Genomic DNA, 21,980 nt, shown 5'->3' with positions numbered 1-21,980 from the left:
CGGCCTTCCAACCCCACCACTTGCCGGCGCAACGGCGGTTACGGTAGCCGAAACGCCTGATCCGTGAGACGAAATAACGGTTCGCACTATCCCGATGTTTGCTACAATCACGGCTTTGAATTTTAAAGACACATCCAAGGAAACCGATGAAACACAAGTTACGCAATACCTTAATCCCGCTGGCCGTACTCGCGCTGATGGCCTGCGGCCAAACCACCGCCAACGGCAGTGCGGCCAAACCCGCGTCTTCCGCACAGGCTGCAGGCGGCGATGTGGCCAAAACCATTACCGCCGAGCTGGAAAAAGCCTATGCCGATCAGAATCTCAAAGTGCAGAGCGTCAACACCACACCGCTCAACGGCCTGTACGAAGTGGTCGTCAGCGGCAACGAAGTCATCTACACTGACGCCAAAGCCCAATACATGATTATGGGCGAACTGCTCGACATCAAACAGCGCAAGAGCATCACCGAAGAGCGCAAGGCCGAACTAAACAAGGTCGATTTCAACACCCTGCCGCTGGACAAAGCCATCAAGGAAGTGCGCGGCAACGGCAAACTGAAAGTAGCCGTGTTCTCCGACCCCGACTGCCCCTTCTGCAAACGCTTGGAGCACGAGTTCGCCAAAATGACCGACATCACCATCTACAATTTCATGATGCCGCTGGTCAGCATCCACCCCGATGCGGCGCGCAAAGCCGAGCTGATTTGGTGTCAGCCCAACCGCACCAAAGCGTGGACGGACTGGATGCGCGAAGGCAAAATGCCCGCAGGTTCGGCCCAATGCGACAACCCCGTGGCCGAAACCACGTCTTTGGGCGAACAGCTCGGCTTCCAAGGCACACCCGCCATCATATTCCCCAACGGTCGCATACAAAGCGGTTACAGCCCGATGCCGCAGTTGAAGGAAATCATCGAGAAAAACCAGAAATAAGGTTCCGCCATACCGCAGGCCGTCTGAAAAATTTTCAGACGGCCTTATTCTTTTGCAGCGGGTCGGATGTTGTGTTGATACTTGGTTTTTCGCCGTTTCTGCGCAAACGGGAATCCGGTTGCGGCATTCACAAGCATTTGTTCAAAAAACAGCGGATTTCAAGCATGGATGCCCCCCCCTGCGCAGGAACGACGGCAATCAGAGAAACCCGTTTTGTCGGTATGCAGCAAAGTGCAAAGGCGGATGCGGATTTTTCCCGAACGGAAACGGCGGCGTAAAAATCCTGCAACAAAGCCGCCTTACCATACGCACAGATTCCCGCTTGCGCAGAAACGGCGGCGGCGGAAAAACCGTTTTACCGGATACGCCGTCCGGCATGGAAACGGCAACATCAAATATTTTTAAATCATGAAAACAATGCAAAAAACCTAAGTATCGGTGCCGATTGGAAATGCAGCTTTTTATTCCGAAAGGGTTAGAATGTTTTTTCACATTTTTTAGTTTTTTTATTTTTTTTAGATTTTTATTTGAATTACAGCCGTTAAAATGCGCGCTTTTTAGTCACCATAGTTTCCCAAGAAACTATCGCTGCTACACACATTTTAACAACACACACATCAAAAAGGATCCAAATCATGGACGATTCATACCAATTCATCTTTGAAAACAATGAAAAATGGGTGAGCCAGAAACAGCGGCAAGACCCCGAATATTTCGGCAGGTTGGCCAAAGAACAAACGCCCGAATATCTCTACATCGGCTGCTCAGACAGCCGCGTTACTGCCGAGGAGTTGATGGGCCTCGACCCGGGCATGGTGTTTGTGCACCGCAATGTGGCCAATCAGGTCAACGGCATCGATATGAATGTAACCTCCGCCATCGAATATGCCGTTACCCATCTGAAAGTCAAACACATCATCGTGTGCGGCCACTACCACTGCGGCGGCGTGCAGGCTGCGATGCGTCCGCAGGATTTCGGCATGATGAACCCGTGGCTGCGCGGCATCCGCGATGTGTACCGCATCCATCAGGAAGAATTGGATGCCATCGCCGACGATAAGGTGCGTTACGACCGTTTGGTCGAGCTGAACATTCAGGAACAATGCCTGAACGTCATCAAGATGCCCTGCGTGCAGGAACGTTTCCGCGAAGACCATTACCCGATCGTGCACGGCTGGGTGTTCGACCTGCATACAGGCCGTCTGAAAGATCTGCATCTGGATCTGACTTCGCTGGCCGGAGACATCCATAAAATCTACGACGTTACCGACAACGAATGGGTGGTCAACGCGAAAAAGCCCCTGCCTGAATGTTGACCCCCGCTGCGAACGGCATGACCGTCTGCAGCACACAAGCACACCTACATACACACACATACAAGATTCGGATAACAAAAAATGAATGCAATGAAAAAGCAGCCCTTTTCCGCGCTGTTAAAATCAAACTTCGCCGCCGGTTTGGTGGTGTTTCTGGTGGCGTTGCCGCTTTGCCTGGGCATCGCACTGGCTTCCGGCGCACCGCCGCTTTCGGGCATCATCGCCGGCGTGGTCGGCGGCATCGTCATCGGCACATTCAGCACGTCGCACATCAGCGTTTCCGGCCCTGCCGCAGGTTTGGCGGCGATTGTTTTGGCGGCGGTTACGCAGCTCGGCGCGTTCGAGCTGTTTCTGTGTTCGGTATTGATTTCGGGCGCGATCCAGCTTGTATTGGGCTTCCTGCGTGCGGGCAGTATTGCCGAATACATCCCCACCGCCGTAATTGAAGGCATGCTGGCGGGCATCGGCATCATCATCATCACCAAACAGCTCCCCTATGCGCTGGGCAGCAGCAAGGGCATCGACGAATTTTCCGCCATGCTCGGCAGCGTCCATACCGGCTCGATGGTCGTTACCGTCGTATCCGTCGCGATTCTGCTGGGTTGGGATGCGGTACCTGCGTTGAAAAGAATCAAAATGCTGCCCGCCGCGCTGATTGCCGTGGCCGCCGGCATCGGTCTGAACGCATGGTTCAAGGCTTCGGGCAGCAGCCTGGAAATTCCTACAAGCCAATTGGTGCAGCTTCCCGTACCGGACAACTGGAGCGAAATCCAAGGCATGCTGACCCTGCCCGATTTTTCGGGTTTCGGCAACAGCCTGGTGTGGATAACGGGCATTACCATGGCAGTGGTCGCTTCGATTGAAACCCTGCTCAGCATCGAAGCGGCCGACCGTCTCGACGTTCGTCGCCGCATTACCGACACCAACCGCGAATTGCGCGCCCAAGGCTTGGGCAACATCGTCAGCGGACTGATGGGCGGCCTGCCGATTACGTCGGTCGTGGTGCGCTCTTCCGCCAACGCCAATGCGGGCGCAACCCATAAAACCGCTGCGGTCATCCACGGCATCCTGCTGTTGGTGTGCGTGTTGGCGATTCCGGTGGTGCTGAACATGATTCCGCTGGCCACGCTCGCCGCCGTGCTGATTCTGGTGGGCTACAAACTGGCCAAACCGGCCACCATCATGCACTTCTGGCACAAAGGCGTTTACCAGTTCATTCCCTTTGCCGCCACGCTTGCCGCCGTCGTCGCACTCGACCTGCTCAAAGGCGTGGGTCTTGGCTTGGCCATCAGTATCCTGTTCATCCTTCAGGGCAACATGAAACGCGCCTACTATCTCAGCCGCGAACAGTTGGCCGATGCCAAAGTGGTGGAGCTGGCTTTATCGGAGGAAGTGTCGTTTCTCAACAAAGCGGCGATTAAGAAAACGCTGAAAAACATCCGTCCCGACTCCACCGTAATCATCAACGCCGAACGTTCCACCTACATCGCCATCGACGTATTGGAACTGGTCGAAGACTTCGCCAACATCTATGCCAAAGAAAACAATATCGAAGTCATCCTGAAAGGCTTCAAAGACAATTACGACCACGAAGGCCACACCACGCGCGGCAGCCATGTACACATCCGCCACCGCGGAGCGGTCTGAACACGGAATACGGCCAAATGCCGAAAAACAAGGCCGTCTGAAAAGTTTTCAGACGGCCTTGTTTTTTGTTTGCCGCACATCACGCCAAAGTGCGTGCCTGATACATCACCTGCTTCATCTGGCGGATGGCTTCGGGCAGTCCCAGGAATATGGCCTGCGCCATCAGGGAATGGCCGATGTTGAGTTCGCGGATGGACAGGATTTGGGCGATCGGGGTTACATTATGTATGGTCAGGCCGTGGCCCGCGTTCACGGTCAAGCCCAAATCGTTGGCGAAATACGCGCCTTCTTCGATGCGGCGCAGTTGGGCTTGGCGGGCGGCGTGGGTTTCCGCATCGGCATACGCGCCCGTGTGGATTTCGATAACGGGCGCACCCACATCACGGGCGGCTTGGATTTGCGCTTCTTCGGCATCGATAAAGAGCGAAACGCGGATACCCGCTTCGGTCAGGATGCGGGTGTAGTCGGCGATTTTGTTCTGCTGCGCAAGCACGTCCAAGCCGCCTTCGGTGGTTACCTCTTCGCGCCGCTCGGGCACAATGCAGACATCGTGCGGCATCACCTCCAAGGCATTGGCCAACATTTCTTCGGTCAGCGCCATTTCAAGGTTCATCCGTGTGCGCACCGCCTGACGGATGGCGAACACATCGGCGTCTTTGATGTGGCGGCGGTCTTCGCGCAGATGCAGGGTAATCAGGTCGGCGCCGTGGGTTTCGGCAATCATGGCCGCTTCAAGCGGGCTGGGATACGCCGTGCCGCGCGCATTGCGCAGGGTGGCAACGTGGTCGATGTTTACGCCTAAAAGCATTTTTTGTTCCTTTTGATTAGACTGTTTTCCGATTAAACACAGCATATTGGCAAGACGGATTCGCCTAAACTTCCGTCGTTCCCACTCAGGCGGGAATCCAAAACCCGAAATCCAGTATCTTTTTTAAACAAGGTCTTGTAACTATCCTTGCAACTATCTAAAGATGGATTCCCTGCGCGGAAACGGCGAAAAACCAAGTATCAGCACAATATCCGAACACAGTCTTTAGTCATGATCGGCTGTGTTTGTTACGGTGGTTTTCAGACGGCCTGCCGCAGGACAAGGCCGTCTGAAAAAAGTTTGGGATAGCCTGCCAAACAGAGCAATGCAGCGGCGGCCTGTCTGACGGTGCGCCCTTGGCACGTTTCTATTTTCCCGTCAGACCGTCTGCCGCCATATATTTTCAGACGGTCTTCATGCCGTGCAATTCCCCGCAACAGCAGTTCATATCCCTTGAAACGCCTGCATCTGCTGCAACACCTGCCGCGACTTGATGCCTTCGGGCAGCAGGAAATCGAGCAGCATCCGGTTCAGCCGCAAGGCCTGCTGCAAAGCGGCAGGTTCGGTAAAATGTGCTTCGCGCAACTGCACGAGCGTTTCGCCGCTGACGGCGATGCCGTGGCTGTCGGGACGCAGAACGGCGGTATCGAGCGGTTCGGCGGCGTGTTCGGGGCGCAGCCAATACTGCCTGCCGGCGGCAATCGGATTGCCGCTGCCGTCGTACCGCAAGTCGGGCGCAAAGCCCAGTTCGGTCAGCAATGCCCATTCAAACAGGCGCAAATCGGCGGTATGGCCGTCTGAAACGGCAATGGCGCGCATCAGCTTATGCAGCGCATCGTAAAGCGCAGGATGCGGGTCTTCGCGGGCGGTGAGCTTCAACACGAGTTCGTTGGCATACAACGCGCTGAACAGTGCCCTGCCCTGCGGCTGCGGCCAACCGCCCAACCATTCGGCGCGGTGCAGGGTTTTAAGTTCGCCGCTGCCGTACCACGACGCGCTGACAGGAACACACGGCACCAGCACGCCGCGCAGTTCGCTCTGGCGTTTGCGCGCGCTGCGGGCAAGCAGGGCAACGCGACCGTGGTCGCGGCTGAACATTTCCAGCCACAGGCTGCTTTCGCGCCACGGAGCGGCGGTCAGCAGGAAGGCGGGCTGGTGGTTGATGCGGTGTGCGTGTGCAGTCATGATTTATGAACGAGGGTGCGGGCTGCCGAAACGGTTTCAGACGGCCTTTCTGCCCGCCGCATCCCGAACGGTACGGCGCGGAACGGCTGCCCGATAAACGGCACAACGGCTTCCCGATGTGCCCTGTCCTTATGCCTCGACAGGCTCGAGCAGGAGTTCCAGCCCTTCGTTTTTCACTTTGAACAGCAGGTCGATGTTCGGATGTTTGCCCGGATTCGCCTCGGCATCGGCAACGTGTTCGGCAAACAGCAGCAAACCGCGTTCGGCGGCGCGTGCATCGAGCTTTCCGCCGAATTCGGCGGCCAATGCGTTGTAGAGTTTGAGCGAGCCGAGCTTGCCCTGAACGGCGGGGATGTGGTGCAGCGTTTCGCCTTGGGCGTTACGCACGTTCAGGCCGCTCAAATGGGCCACGTCGGGCATGGCGGCAAGATTGTCTTGGAAACTCATGATGTGTTCTTTCTGTGTGTATCGGGTGGTGGGGAGAAGCAGGCCGTATGATTATCCGGACTTAGCCCGGAAAACGGGTGCGGCCGAAACGCGGCAAAGGCGGAACTTCTGCACGGCGGCATCCGGCCATTTCCGCAAGACCATACAGGCCGTCTGAAAAAACAGGCGGCTTGATTGGACAACCCGCACCGTTTGTTTGAACCGCCCTTACGTCCGGCGGCGCAGCGGCAGCCCTGCGTTTTCAGACGGCCTCAGGGATTTTTACGCTATTCGCACTTCAAAGCCTTGGCTTTGTCTGTAAACGATGCGGCAGCAATGGCACACATTTCCGTGCGCTGTTGCGGCGTGGCGGCGGGCAGCGACTGGTACAGCATTTTGGTATTGCCGGCATGATAAAGCGATGCTTTTTCCCCTGCTTTGGCGTAGCAGGCTTCGGCGCGCTTGAAATATTTTTGGCAAACGGGCGGCAGTTCTTCAAACGCCAACGGTGTACTTTTATGGCCGCGCGCGTGGGCGGGCGGCACAGCGGACAAGGCCAGCAGCAAAACGGCAGGGATAAGGGCTTTGGACGGGATATTCATCGTTTCTTTCCTGTGTACCCGCAAAAACCGTCTGAAAAAACGGTCGGCAAACGGCGGGTTTCAGACGGCCTTCCGGCCAAACGGCTGGCAGGGTTACTTCGTACCGAAAATCTTGTCACCCGCATCACCCAAACCCGGAATGATATAGCCGTGTTCGTTGAGATGGCTGTCGAGCGCGGCAGCATAGACGGTAACGTCAGGATGCGCGTCGTTCACTACTTTCACGCCTTCGGGTGCGGCAACAAGCACCAACGCCTTGATACTGCGGCAGCCTTTTGCTTTCAGCAAATCGATGGTCGCAACCATCGAACCGCCGGTGGCAAGCATGGGGTCGATAATCAGCGCGGGGCGCTCTTCCATGCTGTCGACGAATTTTTCGAAATAGGAAACGGGCTTGAGCGTTTCTTCGTCGCGCTGCAAACCCACAACGCTGATTTTCGCGGTGGGAATCAGGTCGAGCACGCCGTCGAGCATGCCCAAACCGGCACGCAGAATCGGGACGACGGTCAGCGTTTTGCCCTTGATGCGGTCGCCTTCGATTTGGCCGCACCAGCCGTCTATCAGGTATTTTTCGGTTTCGAAATCGCGGCTGGCCTCATAGGCCATCAGGCGGGCGAGTTCGGTGGTCAGGGTGCGGAATTTGTAGGTGCTGCAATCCGCTTCGCGCATCAGCGTGAGTTTGTGCTTGACGAGCGGATGGTCGATAACGGTAAGGTTCATGTCGGTTTCCCTGTTTTTTCGGCTCTCGGACGGCCTGAATTATACGGTGTCCGCAGATGCGGGAAAAGGCCGTCTGAAACAGATTTTCAGACGGCCTTTGACGTGCGGCAAACCGGATGCTTATTCGGCCGAAGCTTTACGCAGAATGGTGTACAGCTCGTCTTTCAGATGCAGTTTTTCTTTTTTCAGCTCTTCGATTTCGGCCAAGCCGCTGGTAACGGGGTTGTTTTCCAGGCCGGTAATTTTGTCGTCAAGCTCGTTGTGCTTGTCGAACAGGCGGGCGAAGTGCGCATCTTCTTGTTTCAGTTTGGAAATTAAATCGCGGTATTCCGGAAACATTTGGTTTTCCTCTCGTTTTGGCGGGTTGAAATTGCAGTAATTTTGCATTGCTGCGCTGATTTTTAACACAGCTTGATTATAACAAACCCGCAGTTTCTGAGAAACCTTAATTTTTGCTGCGGCAAAGGCGGCTGGACGCACCGTCCGCACGGGCATACAATCCGTTGAACCGCAATTGGATCACGCGCCTGCACGGCAACGGCGGGCGGCATTACACGGCCTGCGCCGGAAACGCCTTGGAAACGATGAAACGCTTCAACCACCTGTTCGGACTGGAAGGCCGCTTTATGCTGCACGAAAGCCGCGGCACATGGATGCCGGTCAACGACGGCAGCTATTGTTCCGCCCTGCCCGTGCCCGCAGGACTGCTGCGGCCCGAGCCGTTTGTTCCCGCCGACGGCACCGGCATCCCGTTCGAGCTGCCCGACAACGTCAAAATCTTCAGCGACGAAGCCCGCGCACTGGAACAGCAGCGGCTGCTGATGCTGTCGCTGCAAAGCCTTGCCGACAGCCTGCGCGCGTCGAAAGCCGAATACGATTTGGAAAAACTGATTGAAAGCATCGACTTCCATATGCGGCAGGAAGACTGGTTGAAATAAACAGCCAAAGAGGGCATGGCCGGTAACACTGTTCCCCAAACCGCAGGCCGTCTGAAAAATACTTTTCAGACGGCCTTTATGCCGTTTGGCGGTATAATCGCCCCATTTCCCCCAACCACCGTAAACGGATTTCCCCATGAACCGAAAAACCCTTGCCGCCGCCCTACTCTGCACCGTCCTGCCCTTTGCTCATGCCGAACGGCTCAACTACAACGTCATCGAGTTTGCCGAAACCGCAGGCGTCGAAATCAAGCGCGACACCATGACCGTGCAGATGCGCATCTTCGCCGAAGGCAAAAAACGCGAAGACGTCAGCCGCGAATTCGTCCGCAAATACGACAGCGTCAGCAAACGTGCGCAGCAGGCGGGTTTCAAAACCGAACTGCTCTACCGCAACGCCTCGCCGCGCTACGAATACAAAAACGGCAAAGACATCAAAAACGGCTGGGAAGAAAGTGCCACGCTGCAAATCGAAAGCCGCGATTTTGAAGCGCTCAACCGCCTGATTGCCGACAGCACCCGCGATGCCTCCCTTGAAAACATGTCGTTTTCCATTTCCCAACAGCAGCGTCAGGCCGCCGTTGACGAAGTCAGCAAAACCGCCCTGCGCCGCTTCCGCCAGCGAGCCGACGTTTTGGCCGCCGAACTCGGTAAAAAGGGTTATAAAATCGTGCGCCTGAATTTCGGCCATATCGGCCACAACACCACCCAGCCCGCCGCTGCACGCATGCGCAGCGCAGCAGCAGCGGCAGAAGTCGCCTCCCTTGCCAAAGCGGCAGACGTACCCACCCCCGAGACCACACAGCCGGGCACGGAAGAAGTCAGCATCACCGTGCAGGGCAGCATCCAGCTTTGATGCGGACAACGCGCCTGATTGCCGTTTGCCTGCCATCATTTTTTCGGGCGGATGCGGCGTGACGACCGATATTCGGCTGAGACCTGCCGCTACCGCAGACTCACGCCGAACCGGCCCATCCGCGCCACGGCTTTGTCCGAAAAAACGGCACGATACCCTATAAAACGGTTGAAAATCCGCCGCTTGTCCGCCATATTAAACACCGTTCCGGCGGCCCGCACCGTCAGGCCGTCTGAAACCTTTTCCCAACCACCCACATGGACACCCAATGAACAGCAAACTGATTGCCCTTACCGCTCTGTCCGCCTTCGCGCTGGCCGCCTGTAAAGACAACACCCAAGCCCAAATCGAACAGCAGCAGAAACAGATTGAAGCGCTGCAACAGCAGCTTGCCCAGCAAAACGGCGGGCAGCCTGCCGACAACACCGTTTACCAGCTCGCCGCCAGCGCGGTGAAAGACACCATTCCCGCCGATGCCCTGGCCAACAACGGCAACGGCCAGCCCGTAACCGGCACCGACGGCCAGCAGTACATTTACGACCAATCCACGGGAAGCTGGCTGCTGCAAAGTCTGGTCGGTGCGGCGGCTGGCGCGTTTATCGGCAACGCCTTGTCCAGCAAATTCATGCAGGCCAAAAACCAAAACAGCCCGGTTGCCCAGCGCGCCCGCACCAACTATTTCCAATCGGCCCGCCCGAACGCCCGCACCAGCCAGCAGCTGAACACCCGCAGCGTTCCCGCCCAGCAGCGCGCACAGCAGCAGCAAAACGCGCGCCAGCAGCAATACCGCCAAACCACCCGCTCGCCGTCCAACTACCGCCCCTCCCGCGGTTTCGGCCGCCGACGCTGACGCTCCGCGGTTTTCCGTGTCCATACATCGTTTGGACAAACGACATCCGCAATCGTTTTTCAGACGGCCTTACCGCAGGCAGGCCGTCTGAAAACGCATCTTAAGGAAACATCATGAACAAACACCACAAACTCATCATCCTCGGTTCCGGCCCTGCAGGCTACACCGCCGCCGTGTACGCCGCCCGCGCCAACCTCAACCCCGTCATCATCACCGGCATCCAGCAGGGCGGCCAGCTGATGACCACCACCGAAGTGGACAACTGGCCCGCCGATGCCGACGGCGTACAGGGTCCCGAACTGATGGCGCGCTTTCTCGCCCACGCCGAACGCTTCGGCACAGAAATCGTGTTCGACCAAATCCACACCGCCGAACTGCAAAGCCGCCCGTTCAAACTCATCGGCGACATGGGCGAATACACCTGCGACGCGCTGATTGTCGCCACCGGCGCATCCGCCAAATACCTCGGCCTGCCCTCCGAAGAAAAATTCTCGGGCAAAGGCGTATCTGCCTGCGCCACCTGCGACGGCTTTTTCTATAAAAACCAAGCCGTAGCCGTGGTCGGCGGCGGCAACACCGCCGTCGAAGAAGCCCTGTATCTGGCCAACATCGCCCAAACCGTTACCCTGATCCACCGCCGCGACACCTTCCGCGCCGAAAAAATCATGGTCGACAAACTCATGCAGCGCGTGGCCGAAGGCAAAATCATCCTGAAAACCAATGCCGTACTCGACGAAATCCTCGGCGACGACAGCGGCGTAATCGGCGCACGCCTGAAAAACAACGACGGCTCCGCCGAAGAAATCGCCGTGAACGGCGTGTTCATCGCCATCGGCCACAAACCGAACACCGACCTGTTCAAAGGCCAGCTCGACATGGACGAAACCGGCTACCTGAAAACCAAAGGCGGCAGCGGCGACAACGTCGGCGCCACCAACATCGAAGGCGTTTGGGCGGCAGGCGACGTGAAAGACCACACCTACCGCCAAGCGATTACCAGCGCGGCATCGGGCTGCCAAGCCGCGCTGGACGCCGAACGCTGGCTGGACAAACAAAGCTGAACCGCCCCGCCTAACCGCCGTTCGTAAAACAGCAAATGCCGTCTGAAACAAATTTTCAGACGGCATTTGCTTGCTGTAATAAAAAACGTAAGTACGGTTAGCCGCCCTAAGCGGCGTAACTGTACGCAGCATAACCAGATGCCCAAAAACCGTTTTTCAGACGGCATGGTTACAGTGTTGATGTACGGTTTGCAGCGACTTACACCCTTCGCCCTGCTTCCGTACGGTTACGCCGCTTAGGGCGGCTAACCGTACCTACGGTAATCCTGCTGTCCTAATGACCGTACCCGCGCCTAACCCAAACCTAACATTAAGGCCGTCTGAAAAAACTTTTCAGACGGCCTTATTACCGCCATGGCTGGATGAACCTGCCTGACGGACGGTAATTTTCAGACGGCCGTTCCGTCCTGCGTACGGTTACGCCGCTTGGGGCGGCTAACCGTACCTACGGTAATCCTGCCGTCCTAATGACCGTACCCGCGTCTAACCCAAACCTAACATTAAAGCCGTCTGAAAAAACTTTTCAGACGGCCTTTATCACCGCCATGGCTGGATGAACCTGCCTGACGGACGGCAATTTTCAGACGGCCGTTCCGTTTTGCGTACGGTTACGCCGCTTGGGGCGGCTAACCGTACCTACGGTAATCCTGCCGTCCGAATGTCTGTACCAACCCCAACTTAAACCAAACATTAAGGCCGTCTGAAACCGCTTCTTTTGTCCTTAATTCAAACCGGATAACCTGTTCGCTCCTAAGCCTGTTCCCAAATAAAGGCCGTCTGAAAAGTTTTCAGACGGCCTTTTCCATAAAAATGCCGACACTCACAACCGTTGCCGCAGCGACATCCCAAGCGCGGTGTTCCCGCCTTTTACGGCTGTGGTCAGACGTGCCGCCGCACGGTAGCGGACGGCGAACCAAACCGTTGCCGGCAGATACAGCAGCAGCGTCAGCATCAATGCAAAACGGGTTTCCCGAACGGGTTTGGCAACGTGCGCCGACTGTTCCTGATAAGAATAAACCGCTTTGCCGTCGACGCGGATTTCATAAACCACGTCGCGCAGCAGCACCGATTCGGCAGGCTGGTAGCGCACATCGGCGTTTTTGCCCGAATAGGCATACACTTTTTCGCAGGGGGAATCGGCATTGGCCGAACAGCTGAGCAGCAGCATTCCGCCGTTGTCCCGCATCAGGGGCAGCCGTTTGCCTTCGGGTTTTTCGGGTATCAGCCCGCTGGCGGTGCGCAGCGATTCGTAAGGCACTTGGTAGCCGTTGTAACGGTTGTCCTGCCATGTTTCAAACGCGGCGAGCAGCGTAACCGCCGCAGCCGCGCCGACCATCACGCACAGGCTGATTTTCAGACGGCGAACGGGATCGCTGTCTTGCAAGTCGAACACCTGCCACAAATACAGCAGCTGCACGGCCACGGCGGCGGCGATGAAATAGAAATAGCGTCCGACGGGCAGAAATGCCGCCGTTGCGGCAAACGCTACCAGAAAAGATGTGAACAGTATTCTTGTTTTTTTCATATCCCGGTTAACGGACATGGTTTGCTCCCAATTTGTTTTGATTGTATTTGTACGGCGTGTCGGTTTGTGTTGTGCGGGTGTGTCGGCGGCTTTGCACGGCGTGTCGGTTCGTGCGGCACCGTTCCCAACCGTCATTCCCGCGCGGGCGGAATCCATCGTTCATTTTCACCGGCACACGAATGAAAAAGTTTTTGCGGTTAAAACCGGATTTCCCGCCTTCCCAAACATCACGGCGGTTTCTCCCCGCTGTGATGCCCGATGCTGCCTTGTATCGTCCGGTTCGGAACCGTAACGCCGTCTGAAATGCTTCGGCGCAGACGGCCTGTTTTTTTCAGACGGCACCGCATTCCGGTGCGGATTATAGCAAGCCGCCCCGCCCTGACGGTACAGATAATTGCACGGCGGCACGGAAAAGGCTGTATGCGGGTGCGTCAAGATTCAGAATGGATTTCCGACGGATGCCCTTTCAATACCCGCATCCGAAAAATCAGAAGGCCGTCTGAATTTCAGACGGCCCTGCATCACAATCCGTTCGGATTTACAAAACCGCTTTCACCGCAGCCGCCACATTTTCCACGGTAAAGCCGAACGCTTTGAACAGCTCTTCGGCGGGAGCGGATTCGCCGAAGCGGTCGAGGCCGACCACTTTTCCCTGCAAACCGACGTATTTGTACCAGCCGTCGGACACGCCCGCCTCCACGGCCACGCGCGGCAGGCCATCGGGCAGCACGGCGGCTTTGTAGGCGGCATCTTGGCGGTCGAACACGTTGGTGGACGGCATTGATACCACGTTCACGGCAATACCTTGTTCGGCCAAGGCTTTTTGCGCGTTCAACGCCAGCTCGACTTCGGAGCCGGTGGCGATAATCACGGCCTGCGCCTTATCCGCCGCGCTCACGACGTAGCCGCCGCGTTTGATGTTTTCAAGCTGCTCGCCGCTGCGCGGCACGAACGGCAGGTTTTGGCGACTGAAAATCAGGGTGGACGGCCGGTCGGCGGCTTTCACGGCTTCCGCCCAGGCCACCAGGCTTTCGGCGGTGTCGCACGGGCGCCATACGTCCATATTGGGAATCAGGCGCAGGGTGGCGGTTTGTTCGACGGGCTGGTGGGTGGGGCCGTCTTCGCCGAGGCCGATGGAGTCGTGCGTAAACACGAATATCGGGTTGGTTTTCATCAGCGCGGCCATGCGCAGGGCGTTGCGCTCGTATTCGCTGAACATCAGGAAGGTTGCGCCGAACGGACGCACGCCGCCGTGCAGCGACATGCCGTTCATGATGGCGCCCATGCCGAATTCGCGCACGCCGTAGCTGATGTAGTTGCCGCCGTTTTCGCGGGTAACGGTTTTGCTGTCCGACCAGTCGGTCAGGTTCGACGGCGTGAGGTCGGCCGAACCGCCCACGAATTCGGGCAGCACTTTGGCGAGAATTTCGATGCTGTTCTGGCTGGCTTTGCGGGTGGCGATTTTTTCGGCTTTGGCGCACACTTCTTTCAAGGCCGTCTGAACGTAGGTATCGAAGTTTTCAGGCAGCTTTTTGTCCATGCGGCGTACGAATTCGGCGGCTTCGCCCGGGAATTTGGCTTGATATTGTGCGAACAGCGCATTCCATTCGGCTTCGAGTTTCGCGCCTTTTTCTTTCGCGCTCCACGCGTCGTAGATTTCCTGCGGGATTTCGAACGCGCCGTAATTCCAACCCAAATGCTTGCGGGTGGCTTCGATTTCGTCTTCGCCCAAAGGCGCGCCGTGGGTTTTGTGGCTGCCTTCTTTATTGGCCGCGCCTTTGCCGATTAAGGTTTTGCAGCAGATAAGCGAGGGTTTGCCCGTTTCGGCTTTGGCCGCTTCGATGGCCGTCTGAATCGCGGCGGTGTCGTGGCCGTTGACGTTCGGCACCACATGCCAGCCCATCGCTTCGAAGCGCATCGGCACGTTTTCGGTAAACCAGCCGTCCACTTTGCCGTCGATGGAAATATTGTTGTCGTCGTAAAGCACCACCAGCTTGCCCAAACCCAGCGTGCCGGCCAGCGAGCAGGCTTCCTGCGCCACGCCTTCCATCATGCAGCCGTCGCCCATGAAAACGTAGGTGTGGTGGTCGACGATGTTCAGGCCGTCTTTATTGAACTCGGCGGCGAGGATTTTTTCGGCCAAGGCCATGCCCACCGCGTTGGCGATGCCCTGCCCCAACGGGCCGGTGGTGGTTTCCACGCCGTCGGTGTAGCCGTATTCGGGATGGCCGGGGGTTTTGCTGTGCAGCTGGCGGAAGTTTTTCAGGTCGTCGATGGAAACGTTGTAGCCGGTAAGGTGCAGCAGGCTGTAAATCAGCATCGATGCATGGCCGTTCGACAGCACGAAACGGTCGCGGTTGTAGAATTTCGGGTTGGCGGGGTTGTGGTTGAGGAATTTCGTCCACAACACCTCGGCCATTTCGGCCATGCCCATCGGCGCGCCCGGGTGGCCGGAATTCGCTTTTTGAACCGCGTCGGCGGAGAGGAAACGGATGGCGTTTGCCAGTTGTGAAGCCATAACGGATACCTTTTTGTGTGAGTCGTCGGATAACCGCCCGATTATCGCCTGATTCAGGAGCGGATACAAGGAAGGCTTGGATTTTACGGCGGCGGGTTTTCAGACGGCCTGACCAAGCCACCCGTCCCAAACCGTTTCAAGGCCGTCTGAAAAACAAGCCGTACCCGCCCTGCTTGGTTCAGAACGGTTTTCAGACGGCCTTATCCGTGAGTCAAAACGCTTTTTCAAACGTTACCGCAATCTGCTTTTTGTCTCTCGGGAAGGCGTAAATGTTGCTTTTCACTTTCGTGTAGCCGAATTCCAGCTTGGGCGTGATGCCGCCGGGCAGCCATTTGTCTTTCCAAACCGAAACGTCGAAATACATTTCCCTGTCGCGGCGGCGGACTCCGGCATAGAGCGATGCGGGATTTTTGAAGCGGCGGTGGACGAAACGCGCATCGGTGCGGACGCCTATGCCGTTGTCGGCCTGATAAACCATGCCCAGCCCTGCGCTGCGGCGGTTGGACGTTTCTTCGCTGTCTTCGGTTTTTTCGTTCTGCCAGCCTGCGCTGCCGTAAGCGAACAGTTTGTCGGTGAGCGCGCGGAACGCGGTGGTCGAGGCGCCGTGCGTGATGCTGTCGTAGCCTGCGTAGGATTCGTCGTGGTATTTTTTCTTGATGCCGAAATAGGATGCGGCAAGCTGCGTTTTCGGCGAAATCCAACGGCTGACGGCGACATTCGCACCCAGATTGCGGCTGTAAAGGCGGTTGCCCTGCCAATCGGCGCGGATAATCGGGTTGATTTCAAACGTGGTGTCGATGTTTTGGAATTTGTAGCCCGGGTTTAACGACAGCCCGAATTCGTTGTCGCTCTGCGAAGAAGGGTAATGCACGCCGTCTGCATTGAAGCCCGCACTCAGATTGTGGCTGCCTTTGATGTTGAAGTCTTTCTGCACTTCCGCGCCGTAGCTGTAACCGTGGCCGCTGCGCGGCATGCTGGTTACTTCGCGCGGCAGGATGTCATAATAGACGTTGTCGTCGTCTTCCATAAACGGCCACAGGAAATAATCGTTGGACGTGGCATTGTTGACATTATTGCTGTATTGCCAGCCTGCACGGATTTTTACCTGCAAGGGGTTCATTTCCCGAATCGCCATCAGATAGCCTTCGGCCTGAGCCGCCGCTTCCGGTTCGATGTCTTCTTTTTTCACCCGCTCAAACTGTTTTCTGGCATCGCGGTAAGCGCGGTTTTCAAACAACATTCCCGCGTAATCCAGCCGCACATAACTCAAGTCGGGCTGTTTTTCCAGCATATTGCGGTACAGCTTGACCGCTTTGCCGTGTTTCCCCTGCGAACGCAGCAGCGCGCCCTGCACGAAATCGTACATCGTCGGGTCGTGATTGGGAATTTCGCGGTAAAAGGCCATAATCCGTTGCAGGGTCGGCCAATCTTCGCGTATCATTGCGGTGTTGATAATGTGGTGGGTGAGTTCCAGATTGTTTTTCAAATCCGCATCGCCCATCTCGGGCAGCGGCGCGTTTTCGTCGTCCGGCTTGGCGGTTTTTTTGCGCAGCTCCGAATTACGCTCAAGCAGCTGCTGCCGTTCCGTATCGAACCGGTTCGGAAAAACAAAATCCTGCTCGGGCACAGGCGCGGCTTTCAGGGGAGAATCCGGCGGTGCGGCGAACGCAGCCTGACACGCTGCTCCGGCCAGCAGCGCGGTGAATAGTTTGGAATACATGGGAAAGTAACCTGAATAATTGGTGGCAAGGCGCAGGCTGTTTTCAGACGGCATCCGATGCCTGACGCAGCAACAGGCCGTCTGAAAAAATCCGCCTGCCTTAAGAAAAAAGCGGATTGCACAGGCAACCCGCTCATGTGATAACGGCTTAACGTTTGCCGATAATCGCCACGCCGCCGATGCGGTCAGGCATACCGTTTACCCAACCCGCCACTTCTTCGGCTTTCGGGCCATAGAGATTGATGTTGTATTTGGGGTTGACTCTGCCGTAATTGGCAGTTTTGTGGTTAGCCACAACAGCCGCATAAGCTTTTTTTGCATCCGCAACATTTTTGAAGCTTGCACCCGCAACACCATTTACGGTTACATTTCCGTTTCTCACGCCCAAAGTACCGTCTTTTTGAGCTGTAATCTTACCGGTATGTAGTGTTGCAGCAATATCTAAGAATTTATTGTCTTTGGTTTTGAGCCAAGCCCCCGGCACCAAGATACTTTGCAGCGTAAAGCTGCCGTGGCCGACTTTCTTAGCCGTATCAATTTGATAATTGAAATGACCTTTGGGGAAATTGGTAAACGCCGTGCCTTTATATTTGTAGATACCCGATGCAGGTAAAGCCGCCAGCTTGGTGCTGTCGCCGACAATGTGTTTCACGAAATTGCGGTTTTTGTAGGCGGTATCGTTGTTACGGTCTTTGGTTACATTGGCAATCAGGCCGGAATGCTTCTGACGGTAAATTCGGTAGGTAACATTAGTATTGACACCTGCCGAACCGTTATTGCCCAATTTGGTTTTGTCGTTGTTCTGCGGATTCGCTTGCGGCGGGTTGTAAAGCTGGCCTTCTTTAAAAATGGCCAAATTAACCGTGGTACGGGTAACTTTCCGCTTATTCTCACCCGCTATTGCGGTTTTCGGACCATAAGTTTGACCACCGTAAGTAAACGATCCGAAATACTGGTCGTCGTTTTTATTGTCGATTGGGGATTTGCTGTTCAAATCGACATTCCAATTCACAGCCAACGCAGCTTGGGAAACAAACAAGGCGATTGCCGCAACGGCAAATTTGGATTTGGTTTTCATAGGGTAAACTCCAATACGTTTTAGTTAAAGTGCATCAAGGATGCACCGTCTTTACATTTGGCTTACCGCTCAGTTTTGGAAAGGCGGGCGGTAGGCCAAATTTTTTTGCCTGCAAACAGGCAGATGTTTTGTTCGACAGCGGAGTTTGTGTAGTGAGTTACCGCTTTGGCGGTATTGTGAGAGCGTGTGTCCGTTTGCATTCATGCAGGGTTGAAATTTTATCTAAGCAATATTTTTACGACCTGCATGATTTTATCAGGTTTATTTTTATACATAATAATAACTATAATTAAGAATTATTGTCAAGATAATTCTCAAAAATAATTATTTCAAAATCTCTATCCCACTATTCCCGTTATGCACAGAAATAGCGGGGCTTCAAATAGGGCAGATTCCCCTTTCGATTTCAGACGGCCTTACCATTTCATCTTCAAATTCACGGTCGCATTTCTCGGTGCGCCGTAGAAATTGCCCCTGTCGTTGCTCCAATATTTTTTGTCGAACAGGTTGTTCACGCTCACGCCCAGGCTGGCGTTTTTGCGGAAGTTCCAGCGCGCCATCGCATGCCATACGGCAAACGAGGGTTGGTGATATACTGCCGACTTGTCTAAAACGTAACCATCCGGACCTGTTACAAAAGGTTTCGGTTTGATACGGCTACTCCAACGTACACCAATACCAGCAGTGAATTTGGGAGTAAAGTCGTAGCTGGTAAACAGCTTAAAGCTGTGGCGCGGGGCGGTGTAGGTGCCTTGAAAATCCAGATTTAAATTATCTCCACGGTCATTGTAACTCATCTTATCAGGAAAGGGCTGAATCATTTTCTGGTTGACATAACCTGCACTGATACGCCATTTCGGAGTAAGCTGCCCTGCAAGGTTGATATCCCAACCCTTACTGGTGTAGCCACCCACAGGACTAAATTCGACATCGCCGCCGCGATCATCACCACACTCGCCGTTAGGCAGCCATTTATCACAACGCAAACCCGTAGGTTCTAGCGAGGGGTAATTTTTCTGTTTCATATGGAAATAAGATACGGCGGCATTCAGACGGCCTTTATAAAATGCGCCTTTCAAACCGAATTCTTTGGAATTGCCTTCCAAAGGCGGCATCCAGCCGCCACCTTTGCGGTAGTTGTGCGGATAGAGTTTGACTACATCATTGTCGCGCAGGATACCGGTGTAGCTGGCATATGCATTGATGTTTTTATTGAGTTGAAAAATCAGGCCACCGTAGGGAACGAATTTTTTCAGACGGCCTTCTGACGAGCGGAAACCATTGTTATCGATTGTTGGGAAAGAATTATTAGGAACATCATCCAGCAACAAATAGTCTTTCAATTGATTACCTTTCGCCCATGTTTTACTCCAACCGTTCTTATAAGCCAAATAGTGTGCCCAACGGCCACCTGCAATCACGGTAAGCCATGAGGCAGGTTTGAGCTTCATCGCAAAATAAGGGCCGCGCTGGTAAGAATGACGATTTACACTTTCGCCCACCAAACGTCCGCCGTAAGAAATCGGCAAAGTCCATGCAGGATTATTGACAGTGCGCGGAATATCGCCGTTGTTAAACATACTGGGGGGAACACATTGATAGAAATAACTTTTATTGTCTTCGCCCTTTACCCAGTTGATAGCACCTGTTACCGGATCAAATGGGCCGTTTTCACCAGAGTAATCAATATAATCTAAAGTAGGTCGGCAATCGAGAGAAAAACTCCCCCCCCCAAAATCAGAGGAATAATAATCATCGTAAGCATATATCTTCGTTTTGGAACGTATATCGTTGTAGCCGATGATAATCTGTTGATCTTGGCCAAACAATTTGAAACGGCCATCAAAATTAAGATCGAAAGCCTGCGTACGCTGGCGTTCCTTATTGCGGCCGAAATCAAATGTAGCCCCATCCACTTCGGGCTGTGGAAAATAACCATTGCTGCCTATATCGGCATAAAGATGATCGAGACTGGAATTGGTTTGGCTATACGCGGCATTTACATTCAAATGATTATTGAAGCGATGCTGCCAATCAAGAAAGAAGTTACGGGTTCTAGCCTGTAGATATGCCCATTGTGCAGCATTATTAAAATTTCGCGGCATAGTAACGGTATGGTAAGTTTTTTGTTCCGAATCTCCCCAAATATAACCACCATCAGGTGTAGGACGCATATAAGAATATTCTTCACAATCTGTACCAGGAATCGGATTTTCACACCAATAAGAAGCAGGCTTCCAAATAGTAGAATCAATTGTTTTGGTTACAGTCGCATGCCTTGCCACCCCCCGCTTCGGCGCACCTTTGGTATGGCGGTATTGGTTGCTGAAGCCTACCGTAACCGTGTCTTTTTCGGTGGGCTGCCATTCCAATGAAGCGGCGTAGGTGTGGCCGTTGCGCTTTACCCTGTCAAGAAAGCTGTTGCCCGTGCTGAATGTGCCGACGATGCGGCCGCGCAGGGTGCCGCTTTTGTTCAGCACTTGGTTGTGGTCAAGCTCCACGCGGCGGCTCGCCCATGAACCGTATTTCAGATTCAGCTCGCCTTTGCTTTCGGCCAGCGGGCGTTTGCGGATAAAGTTCACGCTGGCGGCAGGGTCGCCGGTGCCCGTGGTTAAGCCCGTCGAACCGCGTACCACTTCGGCGCGGTCGTAAAGAAAGCTGTCCTGCATGCCCACAAACTGACGGCCGCCGAGAATATTGGCGTTGCCCATCACGCCGTCTACCTGATAGTTTTGGATTTCGAAACCGCGCGAATAATAGGTGGCATCGCCCATGCCGGTAAGCGAATCCTGCAACACGGTTACGCCCGGGGTTTCTTCCATAATCTGCTGCACATCCTGCAAGCCTTGGTCCTGCATCTGCTGCTGGGTAATCACGCTGATGCTCTGCGGCGTTTCTTTCAGCTCCAAATCCAGCTTGGCCGCCTGCTTGCTGCCGCGCACGGTGTAGTTGTTGCCGCTGTCTTTCGGGGCGTTGACTCGGCGGCCTTTCACTTCCACCGTACCCAATTCGACACGGCTGTCGGTTTTGGCCGGTTCCCAAGTTTCAGCGGCAATCGGGTTGCTGCTTAAAGCAAGGGCAATACCGGCGGCAATGGCGGTAAGTTTGTGGCTGGTGGGATTCATATTCCGATCTCCGAAAATCGCCCGCAGGTTTTCCCGAAATACGGCAAAACCGCCTGACAAAGCAAGATGCAGGCATAAAGGTTGCGTAGGGAAAAGTAAGCCCGAACGTAGACGCAGCATAAGAAGCTGCTTGGAAAGGCCGTCTGAATGCGGCTTTGTTGAAATAACGGGCAGTGGTTCGGAAATCGGCAGCTTGGCAACTGCTTTTTTGAAAACTTCTTTTTTGAAAATTTGTTTTGATATTCATCAATACCAATTAAGAATTATTATAATTAACCAATAAATCAGAAACAAGATTGTTTTGTGTTAAATATAATAAGCTTGAAAATAAAAAACACAGAGATGGTTTAAACGGCAAAAACCCTGAAGTCTGCACTTCAGGGTTTTTATAGCAAATAAACATATTATTCGACACAATTCCACCATGGCCTATTCACAAGACTTCAAACAACTCGTGCTCAAAAAACTCCGTCAAGGATGGACGATTCGTAGAGCCGCAAAAGAATTCGGCATCGCCATCTCCACCATCACGCTTTGGAGACGCCCGCCGGTTCCCCAAGTCCCGCCAAAACAACGGAAAACCCGCAAAATCAGCGCCCGGGCACTGCTCGAAGATGTTGAGCGTTATCCTGATGCCTATTGCCATGAAAGAGCGCAACGCTTTGGCTGTTCC

The 21,980-nt window shown here is 54.7% G+C and carries 21 protein-coding genes; 10 read left to right on the top strand and 11 right to left on the bottom strand.

Annotation, left to right across the window (positions count from 1 at the left end; genetic code table 11):
- The first annotated feature begins 146 nt into the window (after positions 1–146).
- From ACEYDX_RS00620 to ACEYDX_RS00605, 4 genes are all read left to right on the top strand, one after another.
- Positions 147–932, top strand: coding sequence for a DsbC family protein (locus tag ACEYDX_RS00620; protein ID WP_373740108.1), 786 nt, complete (start codon positions 147–149; stop codon positions 930–932).
- Between the two features lie 52 nt (positions 933–984).
- Positions 985–1,344, top strand: a complete 360-nt coding sequence (locus tag ACEYDX_RS00615) for a hypothetical protein (protein WP_373740107.1) — start codon at positions 985–987, stop codon at positions 1,342–1,344.
- A gap of 223 nt (positions 1,345–1,567) precedes the next feature.
- Positions 1,568–2,248, top strand: a complete 681-nt coding sequence (locus ACEYDX_RS00610) for a carbonic anhydrase (RefSeq protein WP_373740106.1) — start codon at positions 1,568–1,570, stop codon at positions 2,246–2,248.
- 81 nt (positions 2,249–2,329) lie between these two features.
- On the top strand, positions 2,330–3,895 hold the full coding sequence (locus tag ACEYDX_RS00605) for a SulP family inorganic anion transporter (RefSeq protein ID WP_373740105.1): 1,566 nt from the start codon (positions 2,330–2,332) through the stop codon (positions 3,893–3,895).
- A gap of 79 nt (positions 3,896–3,974) precedes the next feature.
- Here ACEYDX_RS00605 and pdxJ read toward each other — a convergent pair whose 3' ends face one another.
- From pdxJ to ACEYDX_RS00575, 6 genes are all read right to left on the bottom strand, one after another.
- Entirely contained in the window at positions 3,975–4,703 is a 729-nt protein-coding gene (pdxJ, locus tag ACEYDX_RS00600; RefSeq protein WP_373740104.1) for a pyridoxine 5'-phosphate synthase, read from the bottom strand.
- 444 nt (positions 4,704–5,147) lie between these two features.
- The gene (gene recO, locus ACEYDX_RS00595; protein ID WP_373740103.1) at positions 5,148–5,888 is read right to left on the bottom strand and encodes a DNA repair protein RecO; all 741 of its coding nucleotides are present in this window, start codon (positions 5,886–5,888) and stop codon (positions 5,148–5,150) included.
- Between the two features lie 129 nt (positions 5,889–6,017).
- Positions 6,018–6,335 (bottom strand): DUF2322 family protein, encoded by a 318-nt coding sequence (locus ACEYDX_RS00590; protein WP_373740102.1) that lies wholly within the window; start codon positions 6,333–6,335, stop codon positions 6,018–6,020.
- Between the two features lie 266 nt (positions 6,336–6,601).
- A complete protein-coding gene (locus ACEYDX_RS00585) occupies positions 6,602–6,916 on the bottom strand; it encodes a hypothetical protein (protein WP_373740101.1) in 315 nt (104 codons plus the stop codon).
- Positions 6,917–7,009: 93 nt separating this feature from the next.
- Positions 7,010–7,636, bottom strand: a complete 627-nt coding sequence (upp, locus tag ACEYDX_RS00580; RefSeq protein WP_373740100.1) for a uracil phosphoribosyltransferase — start codon at positions 7,634–7,636, stop codon at positions 7,010–7,012.
- Between the two features lie 120 nt (positions 7,637–7,756).
- Entirely contained in the window at positions 7,757–7,975 is a 219-nt protein-coding gene (locus ACEYDX_RS00575; RefSeq protein WP_373740099.1) for a YdcH family protein, read from the bottom strand.
- A gap of 164 nt (positions 7,976–8,139) precedes the next feature.
- Here ACEYDX_RS00575 and ACEYDX_RS00570 point away from each other — a divergent pair, with 164 nt between their 5' ends.
- The 4 genes from ACEYDX_RS00570 (at position 8,140) to trxB (ending at position 11,341) form a co-directional block, all read left to right on the top strand.
- Positions 8,140–8,574, top strand: a complete 435-nt coding sequence (locus ACEYDX_RS00570; RefSeq protein ID WP_373740098.1) for a hypothetical protein — start codon at positions 8,140–8,142, stop codon at positions 8,572–8,574.
- A gap of 136 nt (positions 8,575–8,710) precedes the next feature.
- A complete protein-coding gene (locus ACEYDX_RS00565) occupies positions 8,711–9,430 on the top strand; it encodes an SIMPL domain-containing protein (protein WP_373740097.1) in 720 nt (239 codons plus the stop codon).
- A gap of 268 nt (positions 9,431–9,698) precedes the next feature.
- Complete coding sequence (locus ACEYDX_RS00560) at positions 9,699–10,280, top strand: hypothetical protein (protein WP_373740096.1); 582 nt, start codon at positions 9,699–9,701, stop codon at positions 10,278–10,280.
- A 113-nt stretch (positions 10,281–10,393) separates the two neighbouring features.
- A complete protein-coding gene (gene trxB / locus ACEYDX_RS00555; RefSeq protein WP_373740095.1) occupies positions 10,394–11,341 on the top strand; it encodes a thioredoxin-disulfide reductase in 948 nt (315 codons plus the stop codon).
- Positions 11,342–12,161: 820 nt separating this feature from the next.
- Here the strand turns inward: trxB and ACEYDX_RS00550 are convergent.
- The 5 genes from ACEYDX_RS00550 to ACEYDX_RS00530 all read right to left on the bottom strand — a co-directional run bounded on the left by ACEYDX_RS00550 (position 12,162) and on the right by ACEYDX_RS00530 (position 21,181).
- Positions 12,162–12,866, bottom strand: a complete 705-nt coding sequence (locus ACEYDX_RS00550; RefSeq protein WP_373740094.1) for a hypothetical protein — start codon at positions 12,864–12,866, stop codon at positions 12,162–12,164.
- Between the two features lie 538 nt (positions 12,867–13,404).
- Positions 13,405–15,384: a transketolase gene (gene tkt / locus ACEYDX_RS00545; protein ID WP_373740093.1), complete on the bottom strand. Its 1,980-nt coding sequence runs from the start codon at positions 15,382–15,384 to the stop codon at positions 13,405–13,407.
- Positions 15,385–15,595: 211 nt separating this feature from the next.
- Positions 15,596–17,104, bottom strand: coding sequence for a surface lipoprotein assembly modifier (locus ACEYDX_RS00540; protein WP_373740092.1), 1,509 nt, complete (start codon positions 17,102–17,104; stop codon positions 15,596–15,598).
- Between the two features lie 148 nt (positions 17,105–17,252).
- Complete coding sequence (locus tag ACEYDX_RS00535; protein WP_373740091.1) at positions 17,253–18,182, bottom strand: factor H binding protein domain-containing protein; 930 nt, start codon at positions 18,180–18,182, stop codon at positions 17,253–17,255.
- Between the two features lie 416 nt (positions 18,183–18,598).
- Positions 18,599–21,181, bottom strand: coding sequence for a TonB-dependent siderophore receptor (locus ACEYDX_RS00530; protein WP_373740137.1), 2,583 nt, complete (start codon positions 21,179–21,181; stop codon positions 18,599–18,601).
- A 28-nt stretch (positions 21,182–21,209) separates the two neighbouring features.
- Between ACEYDX_RS00530 and ACEYDX_RS00525 the strand changes: the two genes are divergently transcribed.
- Together ACEYDX_RS00525 and ACEYDX_RS00520 are read left to right on the top strand one after the other, a co-directional pair.
- Positions 21,210–21,590 carry a hypothetical protein gene (locus ACEYDX_RS00525; RefSeq protein ID WP_373740090.1) on the top strand — a complete coding sequence of 127 codons (381 nt, stop codon included), beginning with the start codon at positions 21,210–21,212 and terminating at the stop codon, positions 21,588–21,590.
- A gap of 141 nt (positions 21,591–21,731) precedes the next feature.
- Positions 21,732–21,980: IS630 transposase-related protein (locus ACEYDX_RS00520; RefSeq protein ID WP_373740089.1), on the top strand; the 249-nt coding region annotated here is incomplete at its 3' end.

The organism is Neisseria sp. (genome assembly GCF_041804105.1).
Lineage (GTDB): Bacteria > Pseudomonadota > Gammaproteobacteria > Burkholderiales > Neisseriaceae > Neisseria.
Note: the sequence above shows the minus strand (reverse complement) of the source record. Positions and strands in the feature narration are given on the sequence as shown.

Bases quoted from the DNA above. Each gene is read 5' to 3' on its own strand.
- ACEYDX_RS00540 (WP_373740092.1), bottom strand. From the start codon at position 17,104: ATGTATTCCAAACTATTCACCGCGCTGCTGGCCGGAGCAGCGTGTCAG.
- ACEYDX_RS00590 (WP_373740102.1), bottom strand. From the start codon at position 6,335: ATGAGTTTCCAAGACAATCTTGCCGCCATGCCCGACGTGGCCCATTTG.
- ACEYDX_RS00585 (WP_373740101.1), bottom strand. From the start codon at position 6,916: ATGAATATCCCGTCCAAAGCCCTTATCCCTGCCGTTTTGCTGCTGGCC.
- recO (WP_373740103.1), bottom strand. From the start codon at position 5,888: ATGACTGCACACGCACACCGCATCAACCACCAGCCCGCCTTCCTGCTG.
- ACEYDX_RS00550 (WP_373740094.1), bottom strand. From the start codon at position 12,866: ATGAAAAAAACAAGAATACTGTTCACATCTTTTCTGGTAGCGTTTGCC.
- trxB (WP_373740095.1), top strand. From the start codon at position 10,394: ATGAACAAACACCACAAACTCATCATCCTCGGTTCCGGCCCTGCAGGC.
- ACEYDX_RS00565 (WP_373740097.1), top strand. From the start codon at position 8,711: ATGAACCGAAAAACCCTTGCCGCCGCCCTACTCTGCACCGTCCTGCCC.
- ACEYDX_RS00610 (WP_373740106.1), top strand. From the start codon at position 1,568: ATGGACGATTCATACCAATTCATCTTTGAAAACAATGAAAAATGGGTG.
- ACEYDX_RS00620 (WP_373740108.1), top strand. From the start codon at position 147: ATGAAACACAAGTTACGCAATACCTTAATCCCGCTGGCCGTACTCGCG.
- ACEYDX_RS00535 (WP_373740091.1), bottom strand. From the start codon at position 18,182: ATGAAAACCAAATCCAAATTTGCCGTTGCGGCAATCGCCTTGTTTGTT.
- tkt (WP_373740093.1), bottom strand. From the start codon at position 15,384: ATGGCTTCACAACTGGCAAACGCCATCCGTTTCCTCTCCGCCGACGCG.
- pdxJ (WP_373740104.1), bottom strand. From the start codon at position 4,703: ATGCTTTTAGGCGTAAACATCGACCACGTTGCCACCCTGCGCAATGCG.
- upp (WP_373740100.1), bottom strand. From the start codon at position 7,636: ATGAACCTTACCGTTATCGACCATCCGCTCGTCAAGCACAAACTCACG.
- ACEYDX_RS00575 (WP_373740099.1), bottom strand. From the start codon at position 7,975: ATGTTTCCGGAATACCGCGATTTAATTTCCAAACTGAAACAAGAAGAT.
- ACEYDX_RS00605 (WP_373740105.1), top strand. From the start codon at position 2,330: ATGAATGCAATGAAAAAGCAGCCCTTTTCCGCGCTGTTAAAATCAAAC.
- ACEYDX_RS00560 (WP_373740096.1), top strand. From the start codon at position 9,699: ATGAACAGCAAACTGATTGCCCTTACCGCTCTGTCCGCCTTCGCGCTG.